Annotated in this window: 12 protein-coding genes and 1 rRNA gene; 8 read left to right on the top strand and 5 right to left on the bottom strand. The window is 60.2% G+C overall.

Annotated features, from left to right (window positions below; all coding sequences use genetic code 11):
* Positions 1-156 (bottom strand): 23S ribosomal RNA (locus KTAU_RS21825); the annotation flags it as partial.
* Between the two features lie 754 nt (positions 157-910).
* Here KTAU_RS21825 and KTAU_RS20655 point away from each other — a divergent pair.
* From KTAU_RS20655 to pgsA, 5 genes are all read left to right on the top strand, one after another.
* Positions 911-1,909, top strand: a complete 999-nt coding sequence (locus KTAU_RS20655; RefSeq protein ID WP_151730125.1) for an LTA synthase family protein — start codon at positions 911-913, stop codon at positions 1,907-1,909.
* Between the two features lie 249 nt (positions 1,910-2,158).
* Positions 2,159-2,458, top strand: a complete 300-nt coding sequence (locus KTAU_RS20650; protein WP_052890537.1) for a hypothetical protein — start codon at positions 2,159-2,161, stop codon at positions 2,456-2,458.
* 1,131 nt (positions 2,459-3,589) lie between these two features.
* Positions 3,590-4,903, top strand: coding sequence for an NYN domain-containing protein (locus KTAU_RS20645; protein WP_151730124.1), 1,314 nt, complete (start codon positions 3,590-3,592; stop codon positions 4,901-4,903).
* Between the two features lie 216 nt (positions 4,904-5,119).
* On the top strand, positions 5,120-6,187 hold the full coding sequence (locus KTAU_RS20640; RefSeq protein WP_170293466.1) for a M42 family metallopeptidase: 1,068 nt from the start codon (positions 5,120-5,122) through the stop codon (positions 6,185-6,187).
* A gap of 655 nt (positions 6,188-6,842) precedes the next feature.
* A complete protein-coding gene (gene pgsA, locus KTAU_RS20635; RefSeq protein ID WP_151730122.1) occupies positions 6,843-7,466 on the top strand; it encodes a CDP-diacylglycerol--glycerol-3-phosphate 3-phosphatidyltransferase in 624 nt (207 codons plus the stop codon).
* A gap of 120 nt (positions 7,467-7,586) precedes the next feature.
* Here pgsA and plsY read toward each other — a convergent pair whose 3' ends face one another.
* Together plsY and KTAU_RS20625 are read right to left on the bottom strand one after the other, a co-directional pair.
* Positions 7,587-8,288 (bottom strand): glycerol-3-phosphate 1-O-acyltransferase PlsY, encoded by a 702-nt coding sequence (gene plsY / locus KTAU_RS20630; protein ID WP_151730121.1) that lies wholly within the window; start codon positions 8,286-8,288, stop codon positions 7,587-7,589.
* 438 nt (positions 8,289-8,726) lie between these two features.
* Positions 8,727-9,599: a 4-phosphopantoate--beta-alanine ligase gene (locus tag KTAU_RS20625; RefSeq protein ID WP_170293465.1), complete on the bottom strand. Its 873-nt coding sequence runs from the start codon at positions 9,597-9,599 to the stop codon at positions 8,727-8,729.
* Between the two features lie 324 nt (positions 9,600-9,923).
* Here KTAU_RS20625 and KTAU_RS20620 point away from each other — a divergent pair, with 324 nt between their 5' ends.
* Positions 9,924-11,177, top strand: coding sequence for an alpha/beta fold hydrolase (locus KTAU_RS20620; protein WP_151730119.1), 1,254 nt, complete (start codon positions 9,924-9,926; stop codon positions 11,175-11,177).
* A gap of 991 nt (positions 11,178-12,168) precedes the next feature.
* A complete protein-coding gene (gene greA / locus KTAU_RS20615; protein WP_151730118.1) occupies positions 12,169-12,690 on the top strand; it encodes a transcription elongation factor GreA in 522 nt (173 codons plus the stop codon).
* A 225-nt stretch (positions 12,691-12,915) separates the two neighbouring features.
* Here the strand turns inward: greA and KTAU_RS20610 are convergent, their stop codons facing one another.
* Both KTAU_RS20610 and KTAU_RS20605 read right to left on the bottom strand, forming a co-directional pair.
* On the bottom strand, positions 12,916-14,043 hold the full coding sequence (locus KTAU_RS20610) for an aminopeptidase (RefSeq protein ID WP_151730117.1): 1,128 nt from the start codon (positions 14,041-14,043) through the stop codon (positions 12,916-12,918).
* A gap of 24 nt (positions 14,044-14,067) precedes the next feature.
* Positions 14,068-15,426, bottom strand: coding sequence for an MFS transporter (locus KTAU_RS20605; protein ID WP_170293464.1), 1,359 nt, complete (start codon positions 15,424-15,426; stop codon positions 14,068-14,070).
* A 752-nt stretch (positions 15,427-16,178) separates the two neighbouring features.
* Here KTAU_RS20605 and KTAU_RS20600 point away from each other — a divergent pair.
* Positions 16,179-17,198, top strand: coding sequence for a ribose-phosphate diphosphokinase (locus tag KTAU_RS20600; protein WP_151730115.1), 1,020 nt, complete (start codon positions 16,179-16,181; stop codon positions 17,196-17,198).
* Positions 17,199-17,271 lie beyond the last annotated feature (73 nt).

Raw genomic sequence — 17,271 nt, 5'->3', positions numbered from 1 at the left:
CGCCGATCTCCGGCCATCACGCCGGAGGGGTTGCCCCATTCGGATACTCAGGGATCATCGCTTGCCAGCAGCTCCCCCTGAACGTTTCGCCGCTCGCCGCGTCCTTCTTCGGCCTTCAGCGCCTAGGCATCCCCCGCGCACGCTTCTCGCTTGTGCGTCATCCTATGACACCGCAGCACAACGTTCTATGTTAGCTCTGTCGCGTTGCACTCGGCCTGCAGACATGCTGTCTGCTTTTCAGGCTCTCAGCAAAATTGAAGCAAGTATCACTAACGCGATTCAGTTGTCAAGGTGCATCATTAGCGTGGCGCTTGAGCCAGCGCCGCAGTCATCCCGCGTGGGCCGGCGACTTGTCCAGCCTGCTTATAACAGGGCAGGCGAGTGACCGGTCAAGCGAGGGTGACCGCACATCTGAGCGGACACTGCGATCTCAGCTGTCTTCTGCAGAGAGAGCATCCGCTGCCAGCCAGCCGGCTAGTTCCCTGGCTCAACCACTGGGGCCGTGCGGCTGGGCCGCAGTACTTGCGGCGTCTTTAAGTATTCCACACCAGGCGACTCTTGTCAAGAGGGTACTGGGACCAGATCGTCTGACTGGGTCACCGGAAGCGGAAGGGCTATTGTATTGGCTTGCGCATCCGCCCGAATGCCGGACGATGCTTTGATCCCTGATCCTCCCTCATCCAGTCGTCACCAGGCCGACTTGTTGAAGCCGGGCCGCGGTGCGGTGCCTGCATACTATGACACAGGGGGAGGGGGTTTGTCAATACCTCAGCTTTTGAGCTTCGGGGAAGAAATGAAAATTAGCCAGAATCTCCCAGAGAGGATTGACGGATTTCTTTGCGCTGACGTACGCTTTGCTACGTGATAGTACGAGGGGTCACCATATCATTGCGGAAGGGGAGTCTCTTTGATGAAATATTTTTTCTGGATAGCATTCGCCGTATTCCTGGCGGCCTCTATTCCACATGTTGCTTACTTCTTTGCATCGTTTGAGCCATCATCGGGTCCAGAGGGGATCTGGTGGTGGGGTGTAAGCTATGCTATAGCGATCAGCATTGACGTTACCATTTATCTGCTGTCCTGGACGGCCTTTCAGCGTTATCGGCGCTATCGGACCCCTAAGGCAGTCTGGCAGCATTGGCTTCTCATTATTATCTGCACAGGCTTCTCATGGGCGGTAAACTGGGCCTATGCCAAGCAGTTTCACAGCCCACAGATGCTGAGCGCGGCGGAGCACGCAGCGCCCTGGCTGACCAACGTTTTCCCCTTCATGGCCAGTGCCTTCCCGCTGCTGGGCATCGTCTATACTATGATGGCTGAGACCATCAGCGAGACGGAGGCGGAGGAGAAGAAGGCGCGGCAGCAGCAGCTGACGGCGCTCTCCGAGCTTGCCAAACAGGTTCAACTCCCCATGTCAACCCTGCGCCGCGCTCTGACGACCGGCTCGCGGCTGAACCCCGCCAGCCTGCTGCCGATTGTCAATCAGGAGCGCACAACCGAGGTGGCCCCAGTTGCCAGCGCCGCAGGCAATGGGACAGTGCGCGAAAGCAGTCAAGATCTCTCGCGTCCGATCACCGGCCAGATTGTGGCAGTGGGCAACGAAGGCCCCCATGGCGAGCAGAACACCAACCCAGCTATGCTGGCCGCCTCGGCTGAGGGCAACCCCGATAAGCTCCAAATGACGATCGAGGTCTTGAAGTCGAACCCCTCCATCACCGATGAGGCTCTGGCCCAGTACCTCGCCCTGAAACGCCCTGCCAGTGCTCGTTTTTGGCGCCTGAAGGCTCTGGAGATCCTCAATGCCAATGGGAACGGAGCTGGACAGGCCAATCATCTCAAGAACTCAGTCAGCGATACAGGCGTCTGGGCTACACGCGAAGTTGCCAATGGCTCGCTTGGCCGACGTTAGCTCTCCCTGGCTACCGCATAGTCAAAGGAGAGAGCTGCCCGGCTCCCATCCCCTCCCTTGGCTTACCACCAGGCAGCCAGGGAGCCGGGCGCCTCTCCGCTCACTACCTTGACGTCCGTTGCAACGATATGATAGACTAACCAAGAGCAGTGGAGAAACTTTCTGACCTGTCTTGATGTATACAGTGACAGCGCCGTCAATCTGTGCGCTACAGGTTTCCCATATTGCCACTATCTTAGGGAGGGATCAATGCCGACCACTTTCAGCTACGCGCGTATCCTCTACGCCGTAGGCCAGGTGCTGGACCAGATCGGGGTGAAAAGCATCGCTCTCCGCGAGGAGGAGGATGGCCTCTTCGTCGAGGGCTATAATAGCAACGGTCAGCTCCAGGTCCAGCTGCGTTACGATATCCCCGGCCTCTACGAACTGCTAACGCGCGTAGAAGAGCAAGAGAATGGGCGGGAGCTGCCGCAAACAGCAGAGGTGGAGGGGCTGTTGCGCCGCTTCTTGACAGAACATGACCGCGAGTTGGTTGGTATTTCTCGCTAGTATCTGAATAGCGTTCACCGGAGGAACCGGGGAGTGTCCCCGGTTCTTGTGTATCAAGGAAGCTCACCGGCTGGCAGTACTGGCACGCAACGCCCTCGTCGCTCGCGGTTTTCCACGCCCGGGCCTACCCCGGTTAATCTGTCCGGGCGGGTCGGCAGAGCACACAAGAGCCGCCGAGCAGGAGATGCTACGCTGTACCATAGATAGCCGGCCTGGAGCAAATGGCCTGGCTGCCGCCTGTACCCCGCACCTAGCCCGCTCTATCAGGCACAGAGGCTGGTCGAGAAAAGAGGCTGCGGTCAGCTCGCTAAGCGAGAAGAAGGATACCAATCTGCCTCGCCCGCACAGCGGCCTGTAAGCCGCCGAGCTGCCTAGAGCCGAGAGGGGATCTCGACCACAGGGTTAGCGAGCTGGTTTTGTGCACGCTTGTTTTCACCTGACCTCTCGGCTGCTATTATTGATGGGCAGGTCAGCGTCTGCTCGTTTGCCAGCAGCTTGGATACCACCGTGCCAGGCGCAGGCTAAAAGCAGAAGAGACAGAGATTCGGAGTCGGCCAACACGACCGACCGCTTGCTGCTTTCCCATTCCGGTGATGGGCGGAGACGAACAGCACGCGGTTCGCAGGGCAAGCCAAGTCTCTCCCGCCTCGATCAGAGTCTGGGAAGAGCATCCTGTTTTGCCCGCTCCGGCCCTTGACCGCGCTATCAGGCTGGCTCTTAACAGGCAGCCGCTCGCTCAGTGGTGGGGCGGCCCTCAACATCAGCCACCGCCGCTGCTTGATTGCTCTCGCCTGATCCGGTGGAAGTGGCGAGCAGAGCGGCTCTCTAGCAAAGAGGTGCGGCCAACCAACAGGAGCGAGAACACTGACCAACGCAGGTCGATCAGATCGAGGTGATCGCATGCCAACGATGCCTTAGTATTTGCTCTTCACCCTCTGATAAGCTGTCCGGTAGCTATCTTAATGAGAGACTATATCATAAGTAGTTCTGAAAAGTAAAGCGCAGACCACTCGACTTCGCCAATAAAGTATGATATGCTCATAGTTGTAGGATTGCATAGCAGGCAATCCGAGCACCTGAACAATCAGCAATCCTGGTCTGCGCGGTTTCTCCCCATGAGAGGAGAAGATTGTGCCAGAAGAGATCGCTTTATTCATTGACTTTGAGAACATTCGCTACAGTATGCTGAATATCCAGCGGCGAGAGCCTGATCCGCAGGAGCTGATTGCCGTCGCCCGCCGTTATGGAACTGTCATGGTGGCCCGCGCTTATGCGGACTGGTCGCGTCAGCCGGAGCTGTTCAAGGGCAGCCTGACTGCGGCGATGATTGACCGCGTAGATTGCCCGGCCAAGCAGCGTGACCGTATCCGCATTGGGACGATTCATTATCCTCCAGGGAATCCCTCAACAGGCGCGCTCGGAGTGCCAGGCTACGCTTCTGAAGGTCCGTATCAGCGCCAGTGGTCTGCGGGAGGCACTACCCACAGTGGCTATACAGGCCCCTTCCCCGCAGTGCAGCCCAACCAAGAGAACGGCTGGTCCGGCTATCAGCAGGATCAAGGGCCGCGCCAGGATACGGAGATCCGCTCTCCCGGTGAGGAGGATACCGCTTATCAACAGGTACCTCGCCAGGGCCTCCCCTATAGTTACCCCCACGGCCAGCCCCCCAGCGGCCCCCTCTCCCACCATCATGGCGGCTCTGGGTCTGGTCCTCTGGGATATTCCCATCAGCAGCATAGCGGCGGTACTGGCCACTTGCCTGCCATTGGGCCCGGCACCAACGCGATCGTGCAAAGTACGATCGTCCAGAGTACCGTCGATCTGAATATGCTGATGGATATCATCGAGACGGTCTTCGACCGCCCCTCGATCTCTACTTTTGTCCTGATGACGGGCGATAAGGATTTTACCCGCATCTGCGCTCGCCTGAAGTTACGTCTAAATAAAACGGTGATTGTTGTTGGGATACCGGGAACCGTCAGCCGGGATCTGATTAGCAGCGCCAACCAGTTTGTTCCTCTGGTCCCGGGCATCGCTTCGGCCTCGTCGACGAATACTGGCAGTGGCTATGTCCCTGCTGTCTCATCGGGCAGCACGGGTCACATGCCTGCCGTGCACCCGGGGACGAACCCCCACATGCCGGCAGTGAATCCGCAACCGCCGATCGATGTGCTGGACCCGCAATTCTTGCAGTTCCTCGATTACATCGATCGCAACTGGTCCTGGCGCACAGTCATGGGTGTGGCGAATTTCATCGGCGATCCGCTGAATCCGAAGAACCGCTTCCGCGGTCGCCTGACACGCGAATCGGCGCGCGAGTTGCTTCATACCTGCATCCAGCGAGGTATCTTGCTGGTCCAGACCGATGCCAGCGGAGCCGAGGATCTCCGCCTTAACCGCTCCCACCCCGAGGTGGAAGAGGTGCTGAAGCAGTTCGTGCGTTGACATCAAGCAGGGAAGAAAAGGTCAGGGAGGTCCGTGTTGCTGTGCTGAGCGCTGCCCTCTCGCCACTAACCCGCGCCCTCGTCGCGCGGTCTATTCGCTTCGCCCAAGGTCCAGGCGCCTGGTAGCTGTAAAGCGCCAGGCGCTTTCATTTCTGTTCTGTGTGTTCTCTTCTGCTTTTGCCGTTTTTCACTGCTGTTTGCAATGGAGTCTGCTTGTATGGAAGAAGAGTCTCACCTCTCTCTGCTCGAAGAGCTGATTGAGCGTCCCAGTCCCTCGGGTTTTGAACAACCCGTTCAGGAGGTGGTGCGCCGCGAGTGCGCCCGCTATGCTGATCAGGTGACCACCGACGGGCATGGGAATGTGATCGCAGCCTTGCGCCCCGAAGGCCGCCCTCGCCTGATGCTGACGGCCCACTGTGACGAGCTGGGCCTGATGGTGCGTTATATCGATGAGCAGGGCTTTCTGTATTTCGCCCCGATCGGAAGCTTCGATCCAGCAACGCTGCCCGGCGAACGGGTGCTGCTCCATACGGCTTCAGGCCCCGTCCCTGGCGTCATCGGGGTGAAGCCGATTCATCTGCAAGAGGAAGAGGAGCGAGGCAAGGCCCCCTCCCTGAAACAGCTCTGGATCGATATCGGGGCAAGCAGTAAGAAGGAGGCCGAGGAAATCGCCCCTCCTGGGACAGTGGCCACTCGAGCGGCTCGACTCCAACCGCTGCGTGGTCGGCTGGTAACGGCGCGCGGTCTGGACGATAAGGCCGGCCTCTATGCGGTGTTAGAGACACTGCGCCAGGTCTCTGCGCAGCGCGAGCAGCTGCAGGCCGCCCTCTACGTGGTTTCGGCAGTGCAGGAGGAAATTGGCTTCCGCGGCGTACGTACCAGCGCTTACAAAGTGCAGCCGGAGCTGGCTATCGTGGTCGATGTGATGCCAACAGCTGATCATCCCCAGACTTCCAAGCAGGAGATTGGAGATGTCCGGCTCGGAGCCGGTCCAGCGCTGACGATCGGAGCCCACGTGAATCCACGCGTCTATGAGCTATTGGTGCAGGCGGCCCGCGAGGCTGGGCTGCGCTATCAACTCGATCCTACTCCAGGCCGAACGTCGACCGACGTGGATCTGCTCCAGGTGAGCCGTAGCGGGGTAGCAACAGGTCTGGTCAACATTCCTTGTCGCTATCTGCATACAGGCTCCGAGGTCGTCTCTCTGGAGGATGTCGAGGCAACGGCGACCCTGCTGACTCGTTTTGCTCTGGCATTGAATGCCGAGGTCAACCTGATTCCGTAGCGTTCCTGATGTGACGTCCAGTCTGGCTCTCTGTCTAGCGGGCAGATGGAAGCATCAAGCATCCTGGTCAAGCGGGTCAATTGACAAAAGGACGTCCATAGGGGAAGTCAAGGGCAAGGGACACTTCCGCCCTCTCCCTGGCTGGTGGTTGGCTGACAAGCAAGTCAGGTCAGGGCTTGGCTTGGCCTGACGCTTCCTGGTCTAGCCGGGACCAGCCTGGCTGCAGCACCCTTCAGTGTGCGCTTAGCTCATTGGCCAAGGCGCTCGGCTGAGGGCGCACAATATCTCCTAATATAGCTATCTAGCTGCTATGCCCGCACAAAGCTGTTAACGTAGACCCGGGTCAGCACATGCTGCTCGCTCGTCCGGCGGTCTCCTCAAGAGGCGCCTGCTCCTGCTACCTTACCTGGGTACTCGCCTCGCTAGCAGGGAGACGGCGGCGGGGCACACACAAAGGAAGGATGCAGAGGATGGAAGCCAGGCGCCCGGCGAACTGGCCCAGGCTGGCGTTGCTTACCCCTGTGGTCAGGGCCACGGCGACGCCAGCACTCCCCGTTTGCTTGCAAGCAGAGGCAGTCGTGAGCTGCGCTCTACCCAAGCGTCAGCACTTTGCTTATAATGTGAGTACCCAACGCCGTAAGGAGACCGCTGGATTATGCAGCATGTTCCCAATCTACTGAGCCTCAGCCGGATTGCCAGCACTTTGCTCATCTTCATCCTGGTGCTGCTCAATCAGCACTGGGCTTTTTTCGTGGCCACAGTTTTCTTTGTGCTGGCTTCCATCACTGACCTGCTCGACGGTTACCTGGCGCGCCGCTATCATCTGGTCTCATCGCTAGGCGTTTTCCTCGATCTGACAGCTGACAAGGTTTTTGTTTCAAGCATCCTCATCGCCCTGGTGCAGATCGGGCTGGTGCCAGCCTGGATCGTCGTGATCATTGTCGCCCGCGAATTTCTGGTCACAGGTCTGCGCTCCATGGCCGCAGCCCAAGGTACTGTGATCGCTGCAGGACGCTGGGGAAAGCAAAAAACCTTTATCACTTTGCTCGCCATCGGCGGTATCCTCCTGGCCCACGGACTGGGCGATCCTCGCCTGGCGCTCTTTCCCACTCCCGTGTTGACGCTCTCGCCTGTGGCCTGGAGTCCGAGCAGCCTGCTCCATTTGCTGGCAGATATCGCTCTTGTGTTGGCCACCTTCTGGACAATCATGTCAGGAGTAGAGTACGTGCTGCGCGCCTTGCCGCTCCTGCAGGGTAAAAAGGATCACCTGAGCGCCTAGTGCGGAGCCTTCTCTGCGCCGCAGCTCACAGCACAGCATGGACCGAACTGGCTGGGATCGCTGCCAGAGACTCAGGCCTCCGGCCTTCCTTCAGCGTCGCTCGCTGACTTGCCCGTTAGCTCAGCGAGAGGAAGCCGCCCCACCGGGCGAGGCCACCACCTCCTTCTGCCCGAGCTTGCGCTCTTTCCCGGCCAGAAGCCGTTCAATGTTGTCAGAGTGGAAGATGATCACGAGCAGAGGGGCCACAATCATGAAAAGCATGGCCGGCACCGGAAGCCAGCCGAGAAGGCCGAAGACAACGCCACAGATCATGACCGTGACACAGCCCACCAGGGAGCCAAGGGAGACATAGCGGGAGAGAGCAATAGTGCTAATGGTAAAGACCGCCCCGATGCCAAAGATAAGGAAGGAGACAGGGGGAGCAACGAAAAGCAATGAGCCGGCCCCAGTGAGGACGCCTCTGCCACCCTGGAAGCCAATAAAGATGGGGTGGCGATGGCCAATCAGTGCCGCTAATCCAGCCAGCAGGGGCCCCCAGCCCAGCACATAAAAGAAGGGCACATAGACGGCCAACAGCATCGGCAAAATACCTTTGGACAGGTCGAGAATCATGACAATGATGGCCGGCCCCAGTCCGAGGACGCGGTTGACATTGGTCGCCCCCGTCTTGTGGCTGCCATAGTTCCGAATATCAAAGTCACGTCCGCGCAGGATCTTGCCCATCCAGTAGCCTGGCGGCAGCGACCCCCAGAGATAGCCGATGATGGCCACGAGCACTAGCCTGAGCGCGATAAAAATGGGTTGATCAGCGGTAAGCGGCATAGGAGCCTCCTTCGTTGACTCGGTGAAGTCGGAGCTAGCTAGCACCTGTTGACGGCGCGTCGTAGCGCGCCCTTATTATAGGCCACAATGTCCGCCGGATTCCAGCCAGCCCGCTCCGCTAGAAGCCCTTTCTGCTCTCCTCTCGCGCTCTTGCGCGCATCTACTCGCTTACTCCTTTTCTGGGACGTCTCTCGCGGAGAACAAGCCAGCACCACATGGCCAGGCGAGCGCAAGGGTCCCAGGTTCCTACCTCAGGAGATTCCAGGCCCAGACCGGATCGGACCGTAGCCCGGCGGAGCAGACCAGAATCGCTCCTACAGCCCCCCACATGGCGCTCTGGCCTGGACTGGCCTGGATAGGAGGGGCCGGGCCCCGCAGGAGGATGACTTTCTTGATTTCATCCTGGCAAGAGACAGCAGCACAAGACCGCAGTTGACCCTAGCCGGCGGCTGGCCGCTCCTGCGACCAGAGCAGACTATCAAGGAGACGGACGCCGCCGATACGGACCGCAGCCAGAAGGAGCGCTCGGTCCTCAATCCCAGCCAGAGCCGCCAGTGAATCTGGATCGCACAGCGCGACATACTCCAGCGTCGCCAGAGGCTCCGCCTTGATCACCTGCTCCATCGCCTGAGTGACCGCCTCTGGTCGCCGCTCGCCAGCAAGCAACAATCCCAAACCGGTTAATAAGGAGCTGTAGACGACACGAGCAACAAGGCGCTCATCCGCAGTTAACAGAGAATAATTTTCACTATACGCCAGCCCCCCGGCGTCTCGTTGCTCAGGCAGGACAGAGATATTCACGTCGATATTGAGGTCGCGCACCAGGCGACGCATGAGTGCAACCGTATACACCTCGTTGCGCAATACGTAGGCGATATCTGGACGGACGAGCAGCAGCAGCTTGCAAGCAGTGGTGGCCATGGCCTGCAAACGCTGTGGATAGAGCCGAGCCTCGAGGCACTCGGCCAACACCCCAGCAGGAGTAACATAGGTGGCAAAGTCCGCCGGATACATGGCCTCGCGTTCCGGAGCAAAGACCACATCAACCCCCAGCCGCTCCAGCAGCCGCAGCTTATGCTCGCTGCCCCCTTGCTCGTGCGCATGGCGTGCCAGCTCTTCGGGCGAGGTGAACTGGAGAGGATCGGCAAAGAAGCTGACGACACAGATCTCACATTCCCGCCTGGCTGCCTCGATGAGAGCCAGATGCCCCGGGTGCAGACTGCCCTGCGTTGGAACGAGGGCTACGGTTCCTCCAGACAGCCAGCCACGCGCCGTCTCAGTCATCTCCCACAGTTCATGAATCACGCGCATACTTTCTCCCTGGGCTGTGCCCATTTGTATAAAAATGTATCTCTATTATTCATTATGTGCGCGTATTGTAGTTGCTCGGTGGTGCGGCGTCAACTCACCTACCATGCTATACTACTCAGCGAAGAAGGCCGCCTTCACCTTCCACGCATCCTCGGGCCCTGGCGCGCTCTTGGGTTGGCCATCATTGCCCGTCAGCGCCGTAGCCACTCGCTTCGCTATGCAGCCGGTGATGCTCTGACGAGGGTCTCCCGCCGGCGCTCCGTGAAGTAGCGCCTCCTCGTCTCTCATGCTATACTACTCAGCGAGGAGGTCTGCGTCTCACCCATGAAGAACGCTTTGCCCCGCCTGAAATGGCTGCTGCGCCTGAGCGCCTTCGCCAGCCTGCTAGCGGGCCTGGGGGCAGCCCTGACCATTATCTGGCACCGCCTCCTGACACCACAGCTGCTAGAGAGCGCGCTGCCGGGTCAGGCACGGCTCTACCGCTGGCGACACGGCTACATTTTCTACAAGCTGGCCGGTCCCGAGCAAGGGCCGCCGCTAGTGCTCTGGCACGCGCCCGGGCTGGCAGCCTCTGCCTATGAGCTGCGCGAGCTGGCGGCCTTCCTGGGAGAACACTATCGGGTCTACGCTCCTGACCTGCTGGGTTTTGGCCTCTCTGATCGGCCTGCCCTCCCCTATAATGGCCCGCTCTATGTTGAGCTGCTGAGCGATTTCCTGCGCGAGGTAGTCGGGCAGCCAGCGCTACTCATCGCTCAGGGGATCAGCTGCCAGCACGCACTGGACGTGGCCAGGCGCGAGCCTGAGTTGTGCCGCGGCCTGGTCATGCTCTGGCCAGAGCATGAGGCGGAATGCTGGCGGGAACGCTTCCCCTGGCTCAGATCGCTGCTTGCTTTCCTAGCTCGCACTCCGCTGCTGGGGTCGCTCACCTATTGCTTGCTGACGACGCGGCTCGCCTTACGTGCTCTCTCGGCGCCGGGGCAGAGACAGAGCGATCTGGACTATAGCTATGCCACGACCCACCAGTTCGGCGCGGAACACGCCGTACGAGCCTGGCTGGCTGATCGGCTCCGTCTAGAGACGGACAGCGCCCGGCCCCCGGCGAACTCTTTCCCCTGCCCCGTCTTGCTCGTGCAGGCCGACTCGGAGGGGAGCAAGGCCCACGGCTGGCCCGGGCTTCAGGACCCGGTGGCGGTCGAGCAGCTTTGGATCGAGACCCGGGACTGCACAGTCGATCGCCAGGTCGCGGCGTTGATTAGCGCTCGCCTGAGCAGCTGGCCGGCTCTCGCGACGCAGACAGAGGAGGTCCCCACAGCGGCCTCTGACACCGGCGAGGCTCAAGAGGCGTTCCAGACTATCGAGAGCGAGCCGGCGCAGTCCGCACCCGCATCTGTGGTGGCGCAGACCCAGCACCAGTTAGCAGCCGAGTCAGAGCCTGCTCTTGAAGCGTATTGCGTCAGATGCAGGCAGAAAAGTCCGATGCTCGCTGTATCAGAAACAACCCTGAAGAACGGGCGCCCGGCCCTGCAAGGTACCTGTGCGCGCTGCGGCGCACGTATGTATCGCATCGTTCGTCGCTGATCAGCCCAGGCCGCGGAGCGAAGCGCAGACTGGTAGAGGTAGACCGCCCGTCGCCTTTGAAGGAAGAGCCTTCGCCCCGCCGCGGGTGTGCGGAACAGAATCAGCCCTGTTCGTCGTTTTAACCTTAAGAAGGGAGGCCACAGCAGCGAGGGAAGGAAGCCAGGCGAGAAGCCGGATAGCGGTCACCTCATGGGTCATGTGCCGGCCTGGTGCGCTGTTGCGTTGCCTTGGGCTGGAGCGTACCAGGACGAACAGACCCTGGCCTGGCCAGCATAACACCATAGCAAAAATGGCTACCTGATTTGACTTGACGTCCGGTTTTTGAGACCGTATAATCTCTGTCATGTGTTGCGCACCTGGCGTAGCGCCTGCTGCGCGCTGAGCAGCTCTTGAGGGAACCCTGACGGATAACCACGTGGCAGTATTGCCCCAAACTCTGCACGGATGCATGCGCAGTGGATCATGATCGCCGAGTCGCGCCCAAGTAAAGCGTGGCCCAGCGATCACTTGCAACAGAAGCATGCCTGTTCTCTTCCCCGGTTTTAGCAACCCACCGGGGCTGTCTGGTGGGAGGGGCTACGGATTCGCCTTCTGACACTCCCAGCCCCAGGCAGCCATCCACGCCGTGGCACCTGGCAATGGCCAGGGCCAGACAAGGGCAAGAAAAGCAGGCATCCGGGACACCCCGGGCCTCCCGGCCCAAGCACGCTGCGTTGCACCGAGCAACCGGCCATAGTGAGGGGTGAGCCGCCAGGATGCCATTCCATCAAAGGGACCGAAAGGCCGCCCAGTCGCGCCCAGAGCAGGCGAGGCACCCGTCGAGCCGCAGCGGTCCTCAGCCTGACTGTGAGGACCAGCCAGAGAAGCGTTCAAACGGACCGGACCGATGACAAGCTAGAGCTAGCGATCGCGAAGATCTGGGAGAGGCAACCGCGAACGAATCACGCTTCGATCACGAGCCTTAAGACCAGAGAGGAGTAGGAGTCTACATATGAGTATTGGTGGACAGAGCGATGTAACACCCGAGCGCAAGGTCTACTTTCTAACCCCTGAAGGATATCGCAAGAAGAAAGAGCGCCTGGAATACCTGCGCACGGTCAAGCGCCAGGAGGTCGCTGACTTTATTCACGACGCCAAGGAAGCCGGCGACATCAGCGAAAGCGGCGCCTACGAGGAGGCCAAGCGCCAGCAGGCTGCGGTAGAAGGCGAGATTCTGGAGCTGGAGAAGTTGCTGGCCTCTTCCGAGATCATGACTGCCGATATGCACAGCGATCTCCAGGGTCCTCCGGTCGTGCGTATCGGTATGCAGGTAGAGGTTGAGACAGAGAGCGGCGCAACACGCACATTCAAGATCGTAGAGACCTACGAAGCCGATCCCAAGTCCGGTTTGATCTCCGACCAGTCTCCGGTCGGCAAGGCTCTGCTCGGCCATAAGGCGGGCGACGTCGTGAGTGTTTCGACGCCGGGTGGCGTGACAACTTACAAGATTCTATCGGTGCGCCCAATGCTCTGAGCAAGAGGGCGTCAGCAGCCTGGCCGCTGCAGCAGCCCAGGCTTACGCCCTTCTAGCGAACAGGGAGAGCACAGCAGGGTGGCTCCGCCGCCTCGCGCTGCAGGCTCGCACGCGAGAGCCGGCGTCGATTGCCACCCTGCCTGTTTTGTTCGCCCGGCGAGCTCTTCGTCACAGCGTCAGTGGACCCGGAAGGAAGCTGGCCAGGCCGGCTAGCAGCCGTGCCGATTAGACCACAAAGTGGCCATCCTTGTAGAAGAGCAGGCCATCGACACGAATCTCACTCTCCTGGCGCATATCACATACCAGGTCCCAGTGGATAGCCGACTGATTGCCGCCGCCCGTCTCGGGATAGGAGGCCCCCAGCGCCAGGTGGATGGTCCCCCCAAATTTCTCATCAAAGAGCGGATGCTTGGTAATGCGCTGAACGCGGTAGTTATTGCCAATAGCGAATTCTCCCAGCCGGCGCGCCCCCTCATCGATGGCCAGCATGCGATCCAGATACAGCTGACCGTGGGCCGCCTGGGCCTCAACCACGACACCGTTTTCCAGGCGGAGGCGCACATCTTCGACCGACACTCCCTGCGCGCTGCAGGGAAAACGGAAGCGAATCCAACCGTTGGCCGAGGTCTCTAGCGGACTGGTGAAGATCTCCCCGCCGGGCAGATTGTAGCGGCCATCGTCGCTGACAAAGCGTCGTCCCTTATAGGAGAGGGTCAGCTCGACGTCCGGCCCACGCAGCTCCACGTTGGCTTCCTCACGCGTGCTGAGCCACTCCACCAGGCGCTCTTGCTGCTGGTGCAGCTCCGCCCAGCGCGCCACCGGGTCCTCATCATCCAGAAAGCAGGCACTGTAGAGGAAATCCTCGAAATCGCTCAGGGACATGCCCGTGTTCTGAGCATAGGCGGGCGTCGGGAACATGGTCGCAGCCCAACGCAGCGACTGCGGATCATGGCGCTGACCAGGTTGGGTGCGCTTCATCAGGATCTCACGCATTTCTCTGCTAGCTTGCTGTGCGAGCGCCAGACGAGCCGGATCGACGCCGCTCAGCTCCGCGGTGTTTTCCTCTGACTCGATATCGAGGAGGGCTTCATACTCCTCCCAGATCAAACGCAGCAACGGCGACACAAAGGTCAGCTGCTCTTCGCTGGCCTCTTTGAGGATGATTTCAGAGAGACCTGGCAACTGCAAGAGAGGGGAAACATGGGCCCCGGCACGCACCGCTTCCCGCACAACTTCGCGGATGAGAGGCGCCGCCAGGGGAGTGGCGAGAATCGCCAGACGATCTCCCCGGCGCAATTCCAGGGAATGGTGGACGAGAACGCGCGCCATGCGCTGCACACGTGGGTCGGACATAGTCTTCCTTTGCCTCCCTCAACATCAGGCCTGCGCCGGCTGCTCGGGGCCCGCCTCTGTCGAGGCCGGCGAGGCTGCAACAGGCTCGATTCTGGCTGGCAACCCGAACCAGCCGATAAGACCGGCCAGCACCGTCAGCCAGCCTCCCACAATAAACAGAATATACACCGGAATGAATTGAGCAAGATAGCCCCCGAGGGCGATCGAGAGCACACTGGCAATAAACATGCTGGTCTGGATAACAGCCTCGACACGCCCGATGAGCGTGCGCGGCGAGCTGATGAGGACCAGCGCCATATAGCCGACTTCGATGCCGCCCTGGAGCAGGCCCGTGAGGCAGTAGAAGAATAAGGCCAGGGGGAACCAGACCTGAAAGCCGAAGACGACAATGCCCAGGCCCGTCAGAAAGACACTGCCAGTCAGCAAGGAGCGCGGCGAGAGCTTCTTGCTCAAGACCCCCGCGATGAGGGAGCCAATGAGGAGACCAACGCCACTGCCGGTGGCCATCGGCCCATAGAGTTCAGGACTGACATGGAGACGCTGGCTGATGAAGACGATGTCCAGGGCATTGAGGGCACCCACCCCAAACCAGTTGATCACCAGCAGGAGCATCACCACGCCCAGGACCCGTGAGCCGAGGACAAAGCGGAAGCCGTCCACTAGCTCGGTCAGCACCGCGCGCACGGCCCCAGTACGACCCTCGCCAGCCGCCGCCTCGGCCCGACGCTGCGCGCCCGGCTGCAGGGCCTGAGCCGAGACGTGCATGGCCAGGATACAGAGGGCCGAGACCAGAAAGGAAAGGGCATTCAGAATGGTCCCAAGGTAGGGACCAACCAGAAAGTAGAGACCCGCTCCCAGACTCGGACCAGCAACGACGGCGAAGGCAAAGCTGGACTGCAGAATCGAGGCCGCCCGTGGCTGGTCCTGCTCGGCCAGAATGACTTGCATGACCCCCGAGCGGGCCGGGGAGAAGAAGCGGCCCAGGCTGCCAATCAGGAAGACCGCCAGATAGATGGCCGGCAAGCGTAGCGCTGGCGGCACCAACAGGGGCCACAGGGCAATAAAACAGCGCAGCAGGTCGGAAACGATCATGATCCGACGGCGATTCCAGCGATCGACAAAGACGCCGGCAATCGGCCCCACCAGCACATAAGGGAGATATTGCGCTGCCCAGATGCCACTCACCGAGGCAGCATTGGGCACCAGCGTATAGGCCCAGATCTGCAAGGTTGTACTGTAAATGAAATCTCCCAGATAGGAGATGATCTGGCCACCGGTCAAAAAGAGAAAATTACGATTGCGCAGCAGGCCCACGGGAGGAGCCTCTCCCGCCGACTGCGCGGCTGTCCGGGGGGTAGCAGGTTGCTGCGAATCCAACGACATGCAGAACTTCCTTTCTCTGTCGCAGTAAACGGCCAAGTGCATCCAGTGCATCCAGGACAAGCGAAGCCAAACGAAGCGAAACCAGAGCATGACCCACGCCCCAGGCTACTGTTGCCATGCAGCGTCCAGCAGGGCAAGCGAGCAGACGAGCAGGCACATGGATGGTCTACCCTGGCCCAAAAGCTGGGTCTGAGATGAAAGCGAGAACCTGGGAAGGTGGCACCCCAGCCAGGCGGACAGGCAGACAGACAGGCAGACAGCCGCAGACAATGGCATCCCCCAGCCAGGCCAGCTCAGGCTCATGCTGCTGCGCTCCGCTCGGTTTTGCAGCTCTACCAGCCGGCATCCGGTCTTTGCCGAACGGGCCGTCTCAGGAGCAGGCTCATGGCAGCATCTTCCCTGGAGCCTGCTCCTTTTCTTAGCTGAACAACAGCCGCAAAGCGACAATCATGTAGATCTGGCAGAGCCTTTTAGCTATCTACCAGTTGCAATACTCAGGCATTGACCTATTCTTATTGATCGATACCAGCAATCATGCAAAAAGATAATGGACAGATGGCCATGTTGTCAAGGCATTTATCGCAAGATCATCAGCTTGCTGGTCTGGCAAGAATAGTCCACGATCTCTGCAATTCGGGAGGAAAAAGAAGGCTGGCTGATAGCTATCGAGACATGCTACAATAGAGGGGTAACCACTGCGGGGATTGCCAGCCACAGTGGTTCTGTGGCTTCTAAGAGGGGGGAAACCATTCATGACAGAGAGCGCAGCGGCAGCGAGAAGGCCGAATCGGAGCGGCCCGCCGATTGATGTGGACATCTACAGCGGCTCAGCGACCCCGGAGCTGGCGCAAGCGGTGGCAAGCTGTCTGGGGCGCCCCCTGGGGCGGCGGGAGCTGCACCGCTTTGCCGATGGCGAATGTCATGTGCAGATCCAGGAGAGCGTCCGCGGCAGGGACATCTATATCGTGCAATCGACCTGCTACCCAGTCAACGAGCACCTGATGGAACTGCTCGTGATGATTGACGCCTTCCGCCGCGCCTCGGCGGCGCGCGTCACGGCGATCATCCCCTACTATGGCTACGCCCGTCAGGAGAAGAAAACCACGGGGCGCGAGCCGATTACCGCCAAGCTTGTGGCCAACCTGCTATCGACCGCCGGGGCCGATCGCGTTGTATCTGTTGACCTGCACTCGCCAGCCATCCAGGGCTTCTTTGACATTGGCATGGACCATCTCACGGCCATTCCGCTGCTGGGCGAGTACCTGCGCCAGCACATGGACCTGAGCGATGCCGTGGTCGTGACGCCGGACACTGGGCGGGTGAAGGTGGCCGACGTCTACGCCAACATGCTCAATATTCCGCTAGTCGTGATGCACAAGCGACGCGGAGGAAACCATGCCCAGGACGTTGAAGTGCGCGCCATCGTCGGCGAGGTGGCCAACAAGCGACCCATCATTGTGGACGACATCATCTCGACTGGGGGGACCATCGTCACCTGCACCCAGGCCCTGCTGGAGGCCGGAGCCAAACCGGACATCACTGTGGTGGCGACCCATGCCGTCCTGACCCCGCCGGCGGAGGAGCGGCTCTGCATGCCAGAGATCACGCGCGTGGTCACTACCGATACGATCCCCCTGGGCAACAAGACCCTCGGCGGCAAGGTCGTGGTGATCTCCGTCGCCTCCCTGCTGGCGGAAACAATCGAGCGCCTGCACGAGGGACGCTCGATCAGTGCCCTCTTCCGCGACTGGCGTGAGAGCTATCCTGTCTAATATTGACACATCCTATCGGGAACGCTCATAATATAGAGGCATCTTATCATGGGTGCCACGGGCATACTTGCCC

The sequence above is a fragment of the Thermogemmatispora aurantia genome, assembly GCF_008974285.1.
In the GTDB taxonomy this organism is placed as follows: Bacteria; Chloroflexota; Ktedonobacteria; order Ktedonobacterales; family Ktedonobacteraceae; genus Thermogemmatispora; species Thermogemmatispora aurantia.
This window is presented reverse-complemented; position numbering and strand designations above follow the sequence as displayed.

What these genes read in the sequence shown, in the direction of transcription:
- KTAU_RS20655 (WP_151730125.1), top strand. Translation starts at nt 911, where the DNA reads ATGAAATATTTTTTCTGGATAGCATTCGCCGTATTCCTGGCGGCCTCT.
- KTAU_RS20650 (WP_052890537.1), top strand. Translation starts at nt 2,159, where the DNA reads ATGCCGACCACTTTCAGCTACGCGCGTATCCTCTACGCCGTAGGCCAG.
- KTAU_RS20640 (WP_170293466.1), top strand. Translation starts at nt 5,120, where the DNA reads ATGGAAGAAGAGTCTCACCTCTCTCTGCTCGAAGAGCTGATTGAGCGT.
- pgsA (WP_151730122.1), top strand. Translation starts at nt 6,843, where the DNA reads ATGCAGCATGTTCCCAATCTACTGAGCCTCAGCCGGATTGCCAGCACT.
- plsY (WP_151730121.1), bottom strand. Translation starts at nt 8,288, where the DNA reads ATGCCGCTTACCGCTGATCAACCCATTTTTATCGCGCTCAGGCTAGTG.
- KTAU_RS20625 (WP_170293465.1), bottom strand. Translation starts at nt 9,599, where the DNA reads ATGCGCGTGATTCATGAACTGTGGGAGATGACTGAGACGGCGCGTGGC.
- KTAU_RS20620 (WP_151730119.1), top strand. Translation starts at nt 9,924, where the DNA reads ATGAAGAACGCTTTGCCCCGCCTGAAATGGCTGCTGCGCCTGAGCGCC.
- greA (WP_151730118.1), top strand. Translation starts at nt 12,169, where the DNA reads ATGAGTATTGGTGGACAGAGCGATGTAACACCCGAGCGCAAGGTCTAC.
- KTAU_RS20610 (WP_151730117.1), bottom strand. Translation starts at nt 14,043, where the DNA reads ATGTCCGACCCACGTGTGCAGCGCATGGCGCGCGTTCTCGTCCACCAT.
- KTAU_RS20605 (WP_170293464.1), bottom strand. Translation starts at nt 15,426, where the DNA reads ATGTCGTTGGATTCGCAGCAACCTGCTACCCCCCGGACAGCCGCGCAG.
- KTAU_RS20600 (WP_151730115.1), top strand. Translation starts at nt 16,179, where the DNA reads ATGACAGAGAGCGCAGCGGCAGCGAGAAGGCCGAATCGGAGCGGCCCG.